The 16,828-nt window shown below is 54.2% G+C and carries 16 protein-coding genes; 13 read left to right on the top strand and 3 right to left on the bottom strand.

The window, feature by feature from the left end:
• Window positions 1-110 precede the first annotated feature (110 nt).
• The 5 genes from dps to ybiO all read left to right on the top strand — a co-directional run bounded on the left by dps (window position 111) and on the right by ybiO (window position 5,521).
• Window positions 111-614, top strand: coding sequence for a DNA starvation/stationary phase protection protein Dps (gene dps, locus KGP22_RS06700; protein WP_063408106.1), 504 nt, complete (start codon window positions 111-113; stop codon window positions 612-614).
• Between the two features lie 362 nt (window positions 615-976).
• Entirely contained in the window at window positions 977-1,720 is a 744-nt protein-coding gene (gene glnH, locus KGP22_RS06695; protein ID WP_013097464.1) for a glutamine ABC transporter substrate-binding protein GlnH, read from the top strand.
• An 83-nt stretch (window positions 1,721-1,803) separates the two neighbouring features.
• Window positions 1,804-2,463, top strand: a complete 660-nt coding sequence (glnP, locus tag KGP22_RS06690) for a glutamine ABC transporter permease GlnP (protein ID WP_014169254.1) — start codon at window positions 1,804-1,806, stop codon at window positions 2,461-2,463.
• Window positions 2,460-3,182: a glutamine ABC transporter ATP-binding protein GlnQ gene (gene glnQ / locus KGP22_RS06685; protein WP_014069454.1), complete on the top strand. Its 723-nt coding sequence runs from the start codon at window positions 2,460-2,462 to the stop codon at window positions 3,180-3,182. The genes glnP and glnQ overlap by 4 nt, the downstream gene beginning before the upstream one ends.
• A 125-nt stretch (window positions 3,183-3,307) precedes the next feature.
• Window positions 3,308-5,521 (top strand): mechanosensitive channel protein, encoded by a 2,214-nt coding sequence (gene ybiO, locus KGP22_RS06680; RefSeq protein ID WP_223581702.1) that lies wholly within the window; start codon window positions 3,308-3,310, stop codon window positions 5,519-5,521.
• Between the two features lie 48 nt (window positions 5,522-5,569).
• On the opposite strand, the gene rlmF is transcribed toward ybiO, so the two are convergent.
• The gene (gene rlmF, locus KGP22_RS06675) at window positions 5,570-6,481 is read right to left on the bottom strand and encodes a 23S rRNA (adenine(1618)-N(6))-methyltransferase RlmF (RefSeq protein WP_223581700.1); all 912 of its coding nucleotides are present in this window, start codon (window positions 6,479-6,481) and stop codon (window positions 5,570-5,572) included.
• A gap of 243 nt (window positions 6,482-6,724) precedes the next feature.
• On the opposite strand from rlmF, the gene mcbA reads away from it, so the two are divergent.
• The 3 genes from mcbA (at window position 6,725) to ybiJ (ending at window position 7,926) form a co-directional block, all read left to right on the top strand.
• Window positions 6,725-6,991: a DUF1471 family periplasmic protein McbA gene (gene mcbA / locus KGP22_RS06670; RefSeq protein ID WP_111963837.1), complete on the top strand. Its 267-nt coding sequence runs from the start codon at window positions 6,725-6,727 to the stop codon at window positions 6,989-6,991.
• 122 nt (window positions 6,992-7,113) lie between these two features.
• The gene (locus KGP22_RS06665) at window positions 7,114-7,380 is read left to right on the top strand and encodes a DksA/TraR family C4-type zinc finger protein (RefSeq protein ID WP_115874557.1); all 267 of its coding nucleotides are present in this window, start codon (window positions 7,114-7,116) and stop codon (window positions 7,378-7,380) included.
• Window positions 7,381-7,665: 285 nt separating this feature from the next.
• On the top strand, window positions 7,666-7,926 hold the full coding sequence (gene ybiJ, locus KGP22_RS06660; protein ID WP_023310874.1) for a DUF1471 family protein YbiJ: 261 nt from the start codon (window positions 7,666-7,668) through the stop codon (window positions 7,924-7,926).
• 116 nt (window positions 7,927-8,042) lie between these two features.
• Here the strand turns inward: ybiJ and ybiB are convergent, their stop codons facing one another.
• On the bottom strand, window positions 8,043-9,005 hold the full coding sequence (ybiB, locus tag KGP22_RS06655) for a DNA-binding protein YbiB (protein ID WP_111963835.1): 963 nt from the start codon (window positions 9,003-9,005) through the stop codon (window positions 8,043-8,045).
• A gap of 266 nt (window positions 9,006-9,271) precedes the next feature.
• On the opposite strand from ybiB, the gene KGP22_RS06650 reads away from it, so the two are divergent.
• The 5 genes from KGP22_RS06650 to KGP22_RS06630 all read left to right on the top strand — a co-directional run bounded on the left by KGP22_RS06650 (window position 9,272) and on the right by KGP22_RS06630 (window position 14,632).
• Entirely contained in the window at window positions 9,272-9,808 is a 537-nt protein-coding gene (locus KGP22_RS06650) for a fimbrial protein (RefSeq protein ID WP_111963834.1), read from the top strand.
• 68 nt (window positions 9,809-9,876) lie between these two features.
• Window positions 9,877-10,551, top strand: coding sequence for a molecular chaperone (locus tag KGP22_RS06645; protein WP_111963833.1), 675 nt, complete (start codon window positions 9,877-9,879; stop codon window positions 10,549-10,551).
• 66 nt (window positions 10,552-10,617) lie between these two features.
• Complete coding sequence (locus KGP22_RS06640) at window positions 10,618-13,119, top strand: fimbria/pilus outer membrane usher protein (protein WP_223582407.1); 2,502 nt, start codon at window positions 10,618-10,620, stop codon at window positions 13,117-13,119.
• Between the two features lie 20 nt (window positions 13,120-13,139).
• Window positions 13,140-14,132, top strand: a complete 993-nt coding sequence (locus tag KGP22_RS06635; RefSeq protein ID WP_223582405.1) for a fimbrial protein — start codon at window positions 13,140-13,142, stop codon at window positions 14,130-14,132.
• A complete protein-coding gene (locus tag KGP22_RS06630) occupies window positions 14,129-14,632 on the top strand; it encodes a fimbrial protein (protein WP_149366206.1) in 504 nt (167 codons plus the stop codon). Before KGP22_RS06635 ends, KGP22_RS06630 begins: the two co-directional genes overlap by 4 nt.
• On the opposite strand, the gene dinG is transcribed toward KGP22_RS06630, so the two are convergent.
• Window positions 14,619-16,796 carry an ATP-dependent DNA helicase DinG gene (dinG, locus tag KGP22_RS06625; protein ID WP_111963830.1) on the bottom strand — a complete coding sequence of 726 codons (2,178 nt, stop codon included), beginning with the start codon at window positions 16,794-16,796 and terminating at the stop codon, window positions 14,619-14,621. The genes KGP22_RS06630 and dinG overlap by 14 nt on opposite strands.
• Window positions 16,797-16,828: the final 32 nt, after the last annotated feature.

Genomic DNA, 16,828 nt, shown 5'->3' with positions numbered 1-16,828 from the left:
CACTTCTCGCTATTAAACCGATAGGCACAGCCAAACCGCAGGGAAAAAATCCGGTGCTATACTTAGTTTCGTAATTACCTGGGACATAAACATCAAGAGGATATGAGATTATGAGTACCGCTAAACTGGTGAAAACGAAAGCGTCTAATCTGCTTTATACCCGTAACGATGTACCGGACAGCGACAAAAAAGCGACCATTGAGTTGCTGAATCGCCAGGTGATCCAGTTCATCGATCTTTCGCTGATCACCAAACAGGCCCACTGGAATATGCGCGGTGCAAACTTTATTGCCGTTCATGAAATGCTGGATGGCTTCCGCACAGCACTGGTTACCCACCTCGATACGATGGCTGAGCGTGCCGTTCAGCTAGGCGGCGTGGCGCTGGGCACCACGCAGGTGATCAACAGCAAAACGCCTCTGAAGAGTTATCCGCTGGATATCCATACCGTTCAGGATCACCTGAAAGAGCTGGCGGACCGCTACGCAATTGTGGCAAACGATGTACGCAAAGCGATTGGCGAAGCCAAAGATGAAGATACTGCAGATATCTTTACCGCCGCGTCCCGCGACCTGGATCAATTCCTGTGGTTCATCGAATCTAACATCGAATAATTCATACGAAATTTCTATCCAACCCTCGCCTTCCGGTGAGGGTTTTGCACATCTATGGTGCACATTTTTTGCCTGAGACAGTGCAAAAGTGAAAAAATTGTAATAATCACCTCACACAACCGTTAACGGAAGATTGTTTTTTCGTCAGAATTTACGCTAAATATCTCCCCGTCAGTTGAGCCAAACGAAGCGCACCAAAACAGTGCTTCACTTTGGTGCAATAAAACCTCATTGCCCCATTAATTGTGCAATGCATGACATCATCCCCTTTGCAAAACAATAGCTTGTAAAGTTGGCACGATTTTTTCATTGTGCCAGCTGTTCTCGCAGGGGATCGCCCCGTGGATATAAAAGGAAATGCTATGAAGTCTGTATTAAAAGTTTCACTGGCTGCACTTACCCTGGCTTTTGCAGTGTCCTCTCAGGCTGCCGACAAACTGGTTGTGGCGACCGACACGGCGTTCGTTCCGTTTGAATTCAAACAGGGTGATAAATACGTTGGTTTTGATGTGGATCTGTGGGCCGCTATCGCAAAAGAACTCAAACTGGATTACACCCTGAAGCCTATGGACTTCAGCGGCATTATCCCAGCACTGCAAACCAAGAATGTTGATCTGGCGCTGGCAGGTATCACCATTACCGATGAACGTAAAAAAGCGATCGACTTCTCTGACGGCTACTACAAAAGCGGCCTGCTGGTCATGGTCAAAGCCGATAATAACGACGTAAAAAGCGTGAAAGATCTCGACGGCAAAGTGGTTGCGGTGAAGAGCGGCACCGGTTCTGTTGATTACGCGAAAGCAAATATCAAAACCAAAGACCTGCGCCAGTTCCCGAACATCGACAACGCGTACATGGAACTCGGCACCAACCGTGCTGACGCGGTACTTCACGACACGCCTAACATCCTGTACTTCATCAAAACAGCCGGTAACGGTAAGTTCAAAGCCGTTGGCGAGTCTCTGGAAGCACAGCAGTATGGTATCGCGTTCCCGAAAGGCAGCGACGACCTGCGCACGAAAGTTAACGGCGCGTTGAAAACGCTGAAAGAGAACGGCACCTATAACGAAATCTACAAAAAATGGTTCGGTACCGAGCCTAAATAATAAGACGTAAAACTGACGTTCACTCGGGGCGAGCTTTCGCCCCTGCTATTTTTGAAACACGGTAACAGTAACAGGAAATTATCATGCAGTTTGACTGGAGCGCCATCTGGCCTGCCATTCCTATCTTGCTTGAAGGCGCTAAAATGACTCTGTGGATTTCGGTCCTGGGTCTGGTTGGTGGGTTGATTATCGGTCTTGTCGCCGGTTTCGCTCGCACCTACGGCGGCTGGATCGCAAACCACATCGCACTGGTTTTCATCGAAGTGATCCGCGGCACCCCTATTGTCGTGCAGGTCATGTTCATCTACTTCGCCCTGCCAATGGCATTCACCGACCTGCGCATCGACCCGTTCAGCGCAGCCGTCGTCACCATTATGATCAACTCAGGTGCCTATATTGCGGAAATCACCCGCGGTGCGGTGCTGTCGATTCATAAAGGTTTCAGTGAAGCCGGTCTGGCATTAGGCCTTTCACGTCGCGAAACGATCCGCCACGTTATTCTGCCGCTGGCGCTGCGTCGCATGCTGCCACCGCTCGGCAACCAGTGGATCATCAGCATTAAAGATACGTCGCTGTTCATTGTTATCGGCGTGGCCGAGCTGACCCGTCAGGGTCAGGAGATCATTGCTGGCAACTTCCGCGCGCTGGAAATCTGGAGTGCGGTAGCCGTTGTCTACCTGATCATTACTCTGGTTCTGAGCTTCGTTCTGCGTCGTCTTGAAAGAAGGATGAAAATCCTGTGATTGAATTTAAAAACGTTTCCAAGCACTTTGGCCCAACCCAGGTGCTGCACAATATCGATCTGAACATTAAACAGGGTGAAGTGGTGGTGATTATTGGGCCATCCGGCTCCGGTAAATCCACCCTGCTGCGCTGCATCAACAAGCTGGAAGAGATCACCAGCGGCGATCTGATCGTCGACGGCCTGAAGGTGAACGACCCGAAAGTGGATGACCGTCTGATTCGTCAGGAAGCGGGCATGGTGTTCCAGCAGTTCTACCTGTTCCCGCACCTGACGGCGCTGGAGAACGTGATGTTTGGCCCACTGCGCGTGCGCGGTGCCAACAAAGCGGCAGCGGAAGCGCTGGCAAAAGACCTGCTGGCGAAAGTCGGTCTGGCTGAACGCGCGCACCACTACCCTTCCGAGCTGTCCGGTGGTCAACAGCAGCGCGTGGCGATTGCCCGCGCCCTGGCGGTCAAACCGAAAATGATGCTGTTTGATGAGCCTACGTCCGCACTCGACCCGGAGCTGCGCCACGAGGTGCTGAAAGTCATGCAGGATCTGGCGGAAGAAGGGATGACGATGGTGATCGTGACCCACGAAATCGGCTTCGCTGAGAAAGTGGCGTCCCGCCTGATCTTTATTGATAAAGGCCGTATAGCGGAAGACGGTAACCCGCAGGAATTGATTGCAAACCCGCCGAGTCAGCGTTTGCAGGAATTCCTGCAGCACGTATCCTGATCTCTCGCTTTACACGTAAGCCGGGCATGCCCGGCTTTTTTACGCCAGATTGTTCCCAAAAATCCCCCACCTCGCCTCGACTTCTATACTTATCATTTTGTTCGACATTTTCACCGGAGGACGCCGTGCCGTGGATCCTGTTGCTGTTGATTAGCCTGTTTAGTGCGCCATCGTTCGCCGTCGCGATCCCCGGCGTGACCACCGGAACAACCGCCAGCCAGCAAAATACTCCCCCGCCGGAACCGGATGTCGAACAGAAAAAAGCCGCCTACAGCGCCCTCGCCGACGTCCTCGAAAACGACACCTCCCGGCAGGAACTCATCAGCCAACTGAGGAAAGTGGCCGCCACGCCACCGCAGGAGCCGGTGCCTGTCATCACCCCTCCCCAGGTGGAGGAGCAAAAAACGGTGCTGGAAAATGTCACCGACTTAAGCCGCCACTATGGGGAAGCCCTCTCCTCGCGCTTTGCTCAGCTCTACCGCAACCTGATTGGATCACCGCATAAGCCGTTTAATCCACATACGTTTACCGCCGCCGCCACGCAGTTCCTGATGCTGGCCGGTGCGGTATTTCTTTTTTACTGGCTGGTGCGCCTGTGCGCGTGGCCGCTGTACCGCGAAATGGGACAATGGGGACGAAGGAAGAATCAGCATAAAAGCAGCTGGCTGCACCTGCCGCTGATGATCGCCTCAGCGTTTATCATCGATTTACTGCTGCTGGCCTTGACGCTGTTTTTAGGCCAGATGCTCGCCGACAGGCTGAACGCGGGCAATAAAACCATCGCCTTTCAGCAGTCGCTTTTCCTGAATGCCTTTGCCCTGATCGAGTTCTTCAAGGCGCTGCTGCGGTTACTCTTTTGTCCGCACGTACCGGAGCTACGTCCCTTCTCAATTCGCGATGCGAGCGCCAGGTACTGGGCGCTGCGTCTGAGCGTGCTCAGCGGGTTGATTGGCTACGGTCTGCTGGTTGCCGTGCCAATCATTTCCAACCAGGTGAACGTCCAGTTTGGCGCGCTGGCAAACGTCATTATCATGATCTGCATTACCGTCTGGTCGCTGTATCTTATCTTCCACAACAAAAAAACCATTACCCAAAGCCTGCTGAATCTGGCCGATCGCTCCCTTTCGTTCTTTAGCCTCTTTATCCGCGCTTTCGCCCTGGTGTGGCACTGGCTGGCAAGCGCCTACTTCATCGTATTGTGCTTCTTCTCGCTGTTCGACCCGGGCAATAGCCTGAAATTTATGATGGGGGCGACGTTCAAAAGCCTCGCCATTATCGGCATCGCGGCGTTTGTGTCGGGGCTGCTGTCACGCTGGATTTCGAAAACCATCACCCTGTCGCCGCAGGTACAGCGTAATTACCCGGAACTGCAAAAACGGGTAAACGGCTGGATGTCGGTATCGCTGAAGGTGGCGCGCATCCTCACCGTCTGCGTGGCGATCATGCTGCTCCTGAATGCCTGGAGCCTGTTTGATTTCTGGAACTGGCTGCACAACGGTGCGGGTGAGAAAACGGTCGACATCCTGATTCGCATCGCGTTGATTTTGTTCTTCTCTGCCGTCGGCTGGACGCTGCTGGCGAGCCTTATCGAGAACCGTCTGGTGTCGGATATTCACGGCCGTCCCCTGCCCAGCGCTCGGGCAAGAACGCTGTTAACGTTGTTCCGTAACGCGCTGGCGGTCATTATCAGTACCATCACCATCATGATTGTGCTGTCGGAAATCGGGGTGAATATCGCCCCGCTGCTGGCCGGTGCCGGTGCCCTGGGCCTGGCGATCTCCTTCGGGTCGCAAACGCTGGTGAAGGATATTATTACCGGCATCTTTATCCAGTTTGAGAACGGGATGAACACGGGCGATCTGGTAACCATCGGGTCGTTAACCGGCACCGTTGAGAGGATGTCCATCCGTTCAGTTGGCGTGCGCCAGGACACCGGGGCGTACCACATCATTCCCTGGTCCTCGATAACCACCTTCGCCAACTTTGTGCGCGGCATTGGCTCCGTGGTGGCGAACTACGATGTGGATCGTCATGAGGATGCCGATAAAGCGAAGCAGGCGCTGCGCGATGCGGTAGAAGAGCTGATGCAGATGGAGGATATTCGCGGACTGGTGATTGGCGAGCCGTCATTTGCCGGCATTGTCGGGCTGACGAACACGGCGTTTACCCTGCGCGTGTCGTTCACCACCCAGCCGCTGAAGCAGTGGACGGTGCGCTTTGCCCTCGACAGCATGGTGAAAAAACACTTCGATCTGGCGAACGTGCGGATGCCCGTGCAGACGTATCAGGTATTGCCGCCGCCCGCATCGCCGCTCCCTCCGCAGGAGCCGACGCTGTAGCCTGGTTGCCGGGTGGCGGCTTCGCCTTACCCGGCCTACGACGGAGTACTATTTGCGACGTTTGTTATTGTCCATAAACGACCAGGCGATAAAGCGGCTTTGCTTCTGGCCCTGCGCCATCTCTTTTTTCACCACTTTTACGGCGCCCGCCTCGGTCAGGGCGCGGTAAAGTGGCGGCAGGTTATCTCCGCGGGATACCAGCGTCGTGAACCACTTAACCTGACGGCCAAACTGTTTGCTTTCCGCAATCATGCGCAGGATGAACGCCACTTCGCCCCCTTCACACCAGAGCTCCTGCTGCTGACCACCGAAATTCAGCGCGGCATCCTCAGCCTGACCCAGGTTGCGGCGCTTGCGCTCGCTGCCCGCGCGGGCCGATGCCGCCGAATCATGGAAAGGTGGATTGCACATCGTGGCGTCATAGCTTTCGTTTTTGTGAATAATGCCGTTGAAGATGGAAGCCTTATCTTTCTGACGACGCAGGCGAATGGCGCGGCTTAATCCCGGGTTAGCGTTGATAATCGCCTGGGCGCTGGCAAAGGCCTCGTCACCGATTTCACTTCCGGTAAAGCGCCACTGGTATTCATGCGCGCCAATCAGCGGGTAAATCAGGTTTGCCCCGGTGCCAATATCCAGAATAGTGGCCTGCTGTGGAACAACACCGTCATTACCTTCGGCAAGAAGGTCGGCAAGGTGGTGAACGTAATCAGCCCGGCCCGGTACGGGTGGACAGAGAAAGCCTTCCGGAATATCCCAGTTCGCCACACCGTAAAAATGCGCCAGCAGGGCTTTGTTCAGCATTTTCACCGCCTGCGGGTCAGCAAAGTTGACCGAGGGCTCACCCGCTGGGGTCTGAACAAGGTAGTCCTGCAGCGGCGGGCAGCTCAGGCATAACGCGTTCATGTCGTAGCGGCTGCGGTGGCGATTTCGCGGGTGTAATCCCGGCTTTTGGGCAGTCATGGCATTCTCCTTTAAACAGCGGCGTAAGATACCCTGTGCTGGCTCAACGGTAAATCTTTCTCTGCAGCGCTTAGAAACTCGCCATAAATCAAGCACCTTTATGTCTATGATCCGTCAGCGAATTGTCAACTTATATCGTTCAAAAAATAAGCAGATCATCATCAAATATTTGCGCTAAGTCACACTCGTCAGGCTTCTAAACTTAAGGGGAATCACCTGTTGTTTCCTCATGAGGATGTGATTATGAAAAAGTACCTGACCCTTGCTGTTATCGCAGCCGCCCTGACGACCGCGTCATTTTCTGCCATGGCCGTTCAGTCGCTGACCCAGAGTACCGACACCAGCCAGCTTCGTCCTGCGGGCACCGTTTCGGTTAGCCGCGCCAGTAACCTTGACGATCTACAGGCTAAACTTGCTGAAAAAGCCCGCCAGGAGGGTGCAAAAGGATTCGTGGTGAACTCCGCTGGCGGTGACAACCATATGTACGGCACCGCGACCATCTATAAATAATCTTTCTCTTCCACAAGACTGCATCTGCCCAACGGGTGCAGTTCTCTTCTCCCTTCACCTTGATTGTTCATTTTTTAACCCCATAGTGAACGTATAGCTTAAACCGATTTCAGGAGGGCGCTATGGCTTCCGGCTGGGCAAATGACGACGCTGTTAACGAACAGATCAACAGTACTATTGAAGATGCGGTTGCGCGTGCCCGCGGTGAAATTCCGCGCGGCGAAAGCCTAACTGAATGTGAAGAATGCGGAGACCCCATTCCGGAAGCGCGCCGAAAAGCCATTCCCGGCGTAAGGCTTTGTATTACCTGTCAGCAGCATAAAGATTCGAAAAACTCATCGCACTCGGGATATAATCGCAGAGGTTCGAAAGACAGCCAGCTACGTTGACTTTCCTTTACCTAAGCTAACCGCGCACTCCCCTAGCTTTACGCTCACGATTTTTAGCGAACCGCGTAGCAAAATGTGCCCTTAATTTCACTTCTGTAAAGCGTATCCGCAAGAAGTGTAAAGCGGTGATTTGATTTTATTAATATTCAATAAGTTATTTGTCATTCAATTTTTTTGAGCAACCACGTCAATTCTCTTCGATTTTATCTCTCGAAAAAAACCGTGATACTTATCACATCGACGGAACATCGTCCCCTTAACAGAAACACCTGCGAGAGATTAATTATGAAAACCATCAAATATGCTGTAGCTGCTGTTGCCCTGTCCGCTCTGTCTTTCGGCGCTTTCGCTGTCGAGCCTGTCTCTTCTACTCAGGCACAGAACATGAATAAAGTCGGTGTGGTCAGTGCTGATGGCGCCACCACGCTGGACGGCCTGGAAGCCAAACTGGCTGAAAAAGCTGCTGCTGCTGGTGCAAGTGGATACACCATTACTTCCGCTAACGGTAATAACAAGCTGAGCGGTACCGCGGTTATCTACAAGTAATCGACTGAATGAATGCTGTCCCCTCGCCATACCCTCTGGTGAGCTGCTCCACCCTCATTGACCCTGTTGTTGTTCCCCTTGCTTGCCCGTCCGCCACTGGACGGGCTTTTTTTTGTCTAAAACGCCTGCGCCACACGTTCAAGCCCGGCCTGGACAGATTCCACTTCGCCGGTTGCCAGCAAACAGCAGGCCATTTGCAGCTTAATCGAATGCGGAACAGGAACATTTCCGGCGAGGCACTGCTCAATCCAGTGGGCTGTAGTATGGGGATCTTTTGCCTCAGGCAATATCACGCCGGTATTCTCTTCCCCACGCTCAAGAATGGCGCGCGTACCTGAAGAATCAATCAGCATGACCTGCGGGCAGCGCTGCGGGTTCGCATAAACCTCGCCTTCCGTGCCGTGCATCAATAGCGCCCTTGCGCCAATTGCCTCAAAGAATTGCCCCACACGCGCCACGTATTCCGGGTGCGAGACGCTGGAGAGACGCAGGGCGGCATCTTCGCCAAACGGCGTGGCCAGTTTTGCCAGCGTATGCGCGCTGTTGCGCACGCCCATGCGCCAGCGCATATCGAGTTGCTTCTCCAGCGGCGGGCAGAGCGTGCCGACCGGGATATAAACAGGCTGATGGCCATCCAGCTTAGCCTGCGCCTGACCGGCATGACGCGTTGGTTCAATCCCCAACATCCCGAAAATGGTCTCCGTCAGCACGCGGGTGGGATCTTCGCTTACGCCGTGCACCACCACCGGGAATCCCAGCTTGTGTAATAAGATAGCGAGCAGCGGAGTTAAATTTGCCTGCTTGCGCGCACCGTTGTAGCTCGGGATCACGATCGGCATAGGTTTTGCCACCGGCGGCGTTAAGCGCAGCGTTTGTGCCTGCATGGCTTCATAGAAGCCATGCATCTCCGCTTCACCTTCGCCTTTAATACGCAGCGCAATAAGGATACCGCCCAACTCAAGCTCCGGAACCTCGCCGTTAAGCATACGGGTGTAAAGCGCGCGAGCAGTTTCATGGTCCAGGTCGCGGGCATGGTGCTTCCCACGCCCTACCTCTTTGATAATTTTACGATAATCCACGACATTTCTCCTTACAGCAGGTTATCAACAATATAGCCCTGATAATGACTCCGCCGTTAGTTTTTTTGGCCGCCCTGCTGAATTTTATAATTAATTGTTTTGTTGAGGAAATTTATTTTGCAAGAATTAATTGAATTATTTGGAAGCCGCGCGGGACCTTTCCCGGTCCGAGTTTTCTGATTAAATAACCAGCGGTGAGTAGTTGAGACATAACTTCGAATAATGCGTGATGCAGAAGTCGAAAGGAGAAATATACAGGTTTAAATATGAAAAAAGTCACTTTAGGTTTATTCATTACTGCCGCGCTGGGATGCTCTGCATCTTCGTTCGCAGCATCCACCGGTGAAGGGCAAATTAACTTCACAGGTGAAATTATCGATTCCGCCTGTCAGGTCGTTAACGGCTTAAGCAGTCCGCTGAATGTTGCGCTGGGCAAAGTATCCAAAACAACATTTACTGGTGTAGGCTCTACCAGCACCTTAACGAAATTTGATATTCAGTTAAAAGACTGCCCGGAAACGGTCACGTCTGCAGCCATTAATTTCGGTGGTACGCCAGATGCGGACAATAACACCACGCTGTCTTTGACCCCGGGTGCGACGACTGCAACTGGCGTGGCGATTCAGCTGGTTGATTCTTCCGAACAGCCTGTCAGTTTATATACGCCTTCAAAGCAGTATCCTTTAGCTGCTGGAACGACGGTAAATAATCTGGAGTTTGGCGCGCGTTATATTCAGACTCAGGCATCGATCACTGCTGGCCAGGCTAACTCAGCCTCTACTTTTACAGTTATTTATAACTGATACGATCAATGAGGAGATATTCGTCTTCATGCGAAGGCTAATATTTCCTCTTTCATTGAGACAGATTTATGCGACACAGTTATTTATTAAGCGCACTTTTACTGACCGCAGTAACAGCCCATGCAGGTGTGATTATTAATGGCACTCGACTGGTTTATCAGGGAGAGAAAAAAGAGTCTTCGATTGGGATTTCCAATCCGGATGAGATTAACTATCTGGTACAGTCCTGGGTGGATACCGGTTTGAAAAAAGGCGGTAAAGCGCCATTTCTGATTACTCCACCTCTGTTCCGTCTGAACGCTAAAGAAGATAACGTGTTGCGTGTGGTTCGTACCGGCGGAAATATGCCAGAAGACCGCGAGTCGTTGTACTGGTTAAATATTAAAGCCATTCCTTCTTCAAGCCATGAAGAGGGCATTAATACATTACAAATAGCCATTAATACCCGAATTAAATTGCTGTATCGCCCTGCATCGATTAAAGGCAAACCCGAAGAAGTTGCTGACAAACTGGAATGGCACCGCGAAGGCAATGCTCTGGTAGTAAACAACCCCACGCCTTTCTATATGAATTTCCAGAGCGTTACGCTGAACGGCCAAAAAGTGGCAAAAGCGACCTGGGCTGTGCCAAATACCTCTACCCGCTTTGCTCTTCCGACAAATATGAGCGGTAACACCGTAAGCTGGTCGGTCATTACCGATTACGGAAGCATCAGTAAAACCTGGTCTGCATCCGTTCGTTAATACTCTGTTGACGCCTGAATAATCATGTACAGCACAAATAAGCCGCTATTACGTCGACTGCGTGAAATGCTGCCCACTTTTTTTGGAATAGCGGTGACATGCTGCGCGCTGCAGGCCCACGCTGATGATTATTTTAACCCTGCCCTGCTGGATATTGATAATCCAGAACAGGCAAAGACCGATCTCTCTGTTTATGAAAAAGGTCCCGGTCAGGCGCCAGGTAAATACCAGGTCACGGTGTTCGTCAATAACAATAAAATCGACACACGTGACGTCCTTTTTACATTACAAAAAGATGCCCAGGGAGATGATTCACTGCAGCCTTGCCTGAGTCTGGATGAATTAACGCGTCTGGGCATCAAAACCAAAGATTATCCAAAGCTGGCGGCAAAAGGGGAATGCGCGGACCTCAGCGCCATTCCTTCGGCCTCGGCAACTTTCCGCATCAAAAACCAGCAACTACTGCTGAGTATTCCCCAGTCGGCTCTGGGCCAGGTGCCTCGCGGCTACATCGATCCGAAAGAGTATGACGAAGGGATCACCGCGGGCATCCTGAACTATAGCGTTAACGCCAGCCAAAGCCGCGCTCGCCAGCAAGGGGAAGCGGACAACAGCAGCCAGTTTATTAACCTGCGCCCCGGTTTTAACATTGGTGCCTGGCGCGTGCGTAATTACAGCACCTGGAACCACAATTCGGATGGCGGTCAGGACGACGGCAAGCTGAACACGGTCTATACCTATGCCCAGCGCGATATCGTGGGGCTGAAGAGCGAGCTGACCGTGGGACAGAGCAGCACCCAGGCCGACGTTTTCGACAGTGTCTCTTACACTGGCGCACAGCTGGCTACCGAAAGCGACATGCTGCCGGACAGCGAGCGCGGGTATGCCCCGGTGGTACGCGGTACGGCGCACAGTAACGCCCAGGTGGTGGTTCGCCAGAATGGCTACGTTATCTACCAAAACACCGTCGCCCCAGGCGCGTTTGAGATTAACGATCTCTACCCTACCGGCAGCAGCGGCGATCTGAACGTCACGGTAAAAGAGACCGACGGCAGCGAGAGTCATTTCGTGGTGCCGTTTGCCTCCGTGCCTGTGCTGCAGCGGGAAAAACACCTGAAGTACAGCGTCGCTGCGGGGCGCTACCGTTCATACGATAAAGAGGTTGAGAAGACCCCTTTCACCCAGGGCAGCGCCATCTATGGCCTGTCACACGGCGTCACCGTTTACGGCGGTACGCAACAGAGTTCGCATTACCACTCCGCCGCGCTCGGCGCAGGGAAAAACTTTGGCGACCTCGGAGCGTTCTCCCTGGACGTTACCCGCGCCAAAGCGTTACTGAAAAAGCGCAAAACCAGCAAAGGGCAATCCCTTCGTCTGCGCTATAGCAAAAATTTTACCGCGACCGGCACTAACTTTTCGCTGGCGGGTTATCGCTACAACAGCAAAGGCTTTTATACCCTGCAGGACACCATGGAGTCCTGGACCAGTGCAAACGACTGGTCCGCTCCACAGCAGCGCCGCTCGCGGGCGGAGGCCACCATCGACCAGACCCTGGGCGACAAGTGGGGTTCGGTGACGCTAAGCCTGGTGAAAGAGCGTTACTGGAGCCAGAGTCAGGATATGACCTCCCTGAGCGTTAACTACAACAACAGCTGGCACGGCGTGAGCTATAGCCTGAGCTACAGCGTCAATAAAAACAGCAACGACACGGACGAGGACGGTAAATCCATCAGCTATGACCGACAAATCGGCCTCAACGTGTCGGTTCCACTCGACCGCTGGCTGCCTAACACCTGGGCAAACTACAGCCTGAACAACAGTAAAGACGGCACCACCCACAACCTGGGCCTGAATGGTACCGCGCTGGAGGGAGACAAGCTGAGCTGGAACGTTCAGCAGGGGCTGGACAGCGCCAATAACAACACCGCCACCAGTATGAATGCGGATTACAAAGGCACCTACGGTGAAGTGCACGGCGGCGTAAGTCAGGACAGCCATCAGCACACCGTGAACGCCGGGATCCAGGGCGGCATTGTCGCCCACTCTGACGGCATCACCTTCGGTCAGACCCTGGGAGAAACCGTGGTGCTGATTAAAACGCCGGGCACGCATGGCACACACGTTGCCAACCAGACGGGCGTGGAAACGGACTATCGCGGCTATACGCTGGTGCCGTTTGTCACTCCGTGGCATCACACCCCAATTTCGCTGGACACGGAGACACTGCCAGAAGATGCCGACGTGACGCACGCCTCGCAGACGGTTACGCCAACACGCGGCGCGATAGTTCGCGCCAGCTTCGATACTCGCGTGGGCAACCGCGTCTTAATGACGCTGGCCTGGAAAGACAAACCGCTGCCCTTCGGCGCAACGGTCACCACGGAAGATAAGAGCAGTGAATTTATCGTCGGTAACGATGGACTGGTGTATCTCACCGGACTGCCGCAGCACGGACGCCTTTTCGTTTCCTGGGGCAAGGAGCGGAGCGAGCATTGCGTCGCCGATTACGCCCTGATGCAAGAGAAGGAAAACACCAACATTATTAACGCTGCCGCGCAGTGTCACTGATTAACACCGGACCGATCATGATGCAGATAGCAAAATCATTTTTCTTACTTTTAGTTCTGGCGACGGCAGCACTCTTTATGCCGCACGCGAAAGCTTCTTGCCAATCGCCGAGCCTGCCCGCGCTGCTATCATTAACGTCGATTTCAGTCTCCACCAGCCTGCCCGTGGGTTCGACCATTCCGGGAACTGAACGCACCGTGCACATATCGGGAAACTGTTACTACGCGCCGGATGCGGGTCAGCCAATCATCGCGTGCTACAACGGCTTCGGCAAAGAGATCCCCGGGCTCCCTGGCGTCTATGAAACAGGCGTTGCTGGTATCGGCATCTCGCTAAGAAATGATAAAGGACAGCGCGTGACTGGCGCGGCGGACCAGATTTGTTCGGCGAACGTGCCCGTAGGCCAGGTGTCCGGTACGATAAACAGCGACTCAACCATCCCCTTTAGCTTTGACGTGATGCTGGAACTGGTAAAAACCAGCGAAACCGTGGCTTCAGGCGCACTGACGATGAGCAATACGCAATTCAACCTTGAAGTTGGACGCAATGAGGCCCTGGGTGACCCTAATACCCTCTCTTACTCAGGTAATGTTCAGGTAAAAGCAGTGACCTGTTCGGTGTCACCTAAATCCCTGACCGTAACGCTGGGTGATTTTCCGGTGAGCCGTTTTACCGGTCCGGGAACCCTGGTCTCACAGTCGGTATTCAATATCGGCATGCTCTGCGATCGGGATGTACAGCCGGAAATGATGATCACCAGTGCCAATGGCTATGAAACGAATTTTCCCGGCGTGATCAAATTAACGCCGGAAAGCGGCGTCGCCACCGGCGTGGGGGTGAAAATGCTCTTTAACGGTCAGATACCTGTTTTCGGGCAATATATGAATACCTTTACCGCCTATGCCAATGTCCAGTCGCAATATCCCTTCAGCGTCTCTTACGAACAAACCAGTTCGGAGGTGACGCCCGGAACGGCGAATGCCGTCGCAACCATTACGGTAGCCTACAAATGAAAACGATAATAACCCTTTTACTGCTTGGAGTGGCCAGCCAGAGCCTGGCGGAAGAAATTCAACTCGATGTTCGCGGAAACATTTACGCCAACGCCTGCCAGGTGGACAGCGCCAGCCAGAACCTGACGGTCAATCTGGGCAACGCGAATACCGGCGATTTTAAGGATGTGGGCGATACCGGACAATGGAAATCATTCGACTTAACCCTGTCAAAATGCCCAACCACTTCCGTGCTGGCCACGGCCACCTTTCACGGTCAGCCAGACAGCCTTCATCCGACTAAATTCGCCAGCACCGGAACCGCGAAAGGACTGGCGCTGGAGCTTGCCGACCCGCAGGATCAGATCTCGCTTGCCCCGGACGCCAGCTTCAGCGTGCTGATCAACCAGAACAATCACACGGCGGATTTCCCGCTGGCCGCTCGCTATTACGCCACCTCATTGCCGGTCACGGCAGGAACGTTCAGCAGCGTGGTACAGGTAACCTTCATTTACCAGTAGGACTGCGCCCCTTAGCACGGATGCTTTTCTTGCGCCCGGCGGCTGGCTTTGCCGGGCGTTTTTTTATCTCGGGCACCTCCGGCTGTTCGATCGGGAAGATCGGCAGAGCGTTCAGTAGCCGTTGGCCGTAATTTTTGGTGAGCAGACGTTTGTCATAAATCACCACCTCCCCCCAGCAGCCGTGGCTACGAATCAAGCGACCGACCTGCTGAATCAGGTTAAACGATGCCGCAGGTAAACTCTGCACCTCAAACGGATAGCGGTTGAGGCTTTTCAGCCACTCCCCTTCGGTGATCACCACCGGGCTGTCGATAGGCGGGAAGGCGATTTTATGGATATGCACCTGCGTCAGGTAATCGCCCTTCAAATCCAGACCTTCCGCGAAGGACTGTAATCCCACCAGCACGCTGCGCTCGCCGTTATCAATGCGTTTGCGGTGCGTTTCCACCAGCCGGTAGCGCGGCTGATCGCCCTGGACCAGCAGCAATAAACGCAGATCGGTGACGTGCTCCAGGAAGCGCTGCATCGCGCGTCCGCTGGCAAACAGCACCAGCATGCCAGGGTATTTCCTGCTCTCAACCTGTTCGCGGAAGTAGGCCGCCATTTCCGCAATGTGCTGCTCTTCATTGTCGATGAGCGGCTCGAATTTCATGCGCGGGATCACCAGCTTACCCTGCTCGCAGTGGTTAAACGGCGAGTCCAGCGCGACAAAACGATCGCCCGCTTTCTCTTTCAGGCCGCTCATCTCCTGCAGCCGCGAGAAGCTGTTCAGGGAGCGCAGCGTGGCGGAGGTCACCACCACATGCGGCACGCTGCGCCAGATGAGCTTTTCCAGCTGATCGGCCACGCGGATGCCCACGCAGTGGAAAAAGAGATGCACCTGGCCGTCCCGCACTTCACGGGTGGCCCATTTGGTGACCGGCGCGCCCGACGCCTGCGCCATCGAGGCCAGCCGCCAGAGCTTGCTCTGCGCTTCGAACATCCCCAGCGCACGGTTCATTTGCAGAAGGATACGGTGCAGGCGAACAACGTCATGGGTGCCGGTTTTCTCGCTGAGATCGTTTAAGAACATCTCCGCCAGCCCGCGCAGCTTTTCGAGGTGCTTCGCCAGCTGCTGGCAGATCTCCATCACCTCGTCCGGCAGTTCGCCCATAGCAAAGCGGTGTTCGGCCTCCTGGGTTGCCGGAAGATAAAGATTCAGGATGTTGTTCAGAGACGAGATAAGGCTGTATACCTCTTCACAGTGGTCGCTCAGACGCTCCGGTACCGCCAGCGGCGGCGTGGTTTTCGGGCGGAACTGCTCCATGCAGGTGGCGACAAGCTTGCAGAAGAGATCCAGCTGCAGGCGGAACCAGGGCGCGGTAATTTCCGCGCTCATCTCCAGCGCGTCGCGCGCCACGTCGGGCAGATGGTGTCCTTCGTCGAGCACCAGCAGCAGGTTTTTCGGCTCCGGCAGCACCGCTTCGCTCTCCAGCGCCGCCATCACCAGGGCGTGGTTAGCCACCACCACTTCGGCTTCCTGAATTTCGCGCCGCGCGACGAAGAACGGGCATTCGCGGTAGTAGTGACAGTTGCGGTTCAGACAGCTGGCTTTGTCGGTGCTGAGCCTGCGCCACAGATCGTCGCTGATGGCTTTATCGGTGTGATCGCGCAGGCCGTCCCACTTATAGCCATCAAGATCGCCTTTAAGCGTTGCGCAGAGCTCCTGCTCGGCTTTGTTGTTTGGCGTGAGATCGTCGTCGAGGAACGCCAACAAATCCTGTTGCGACGCCTCGCTGCTGGCAAGCCCTGCCAGATTACGCGGGCAGACGTAGCGCCCACGGCCGAAGGCGGCCGTAAACCGCAGGTCGGGGATGATTTTGCGCAGCAGCGGTAAATCTTTACTAAAGATCTGGTCCTGCAAGGCCACGTTGGCGGTGCTGACCACCAGCGTTTTGTCCTCCTCCCGCGCGATGGCGATGCCGGGAATGAGATACGACAGGGTTTTCCCGACGCCGGTCGGGGCTTCAATCGCCAGATGTCGCCCGTCGTCCCCGGCGAGCGTTTTTGCCACGTCAGCAATCATCTGCCGCTGCGGCGCTCGGGGGATAAAGTCGGGGATCTGCTGTTGTAGCGCCTTATACCATGCGCCAATTTGCGCTTTCAGCGCAGCGGTTAAAGCCATCGGAAAACCTGAAACACTGTATAAACAGCCAC

This window comes from Enterobacter sp. JBIWA005 (assembly GCF_019968805.1).
GTDB lineage: Bacteria > Pseudomonadota > Gammaproteobacteria > Enterobacterales > Enterobacteriaceae > Enterobacter > Enterobacter vonholyi.
The sequence above is the reverse complement of the archived record's forward strand: the minus strand, read 5'-3'. Positions and strand labels throughout refer to the sequence as shown.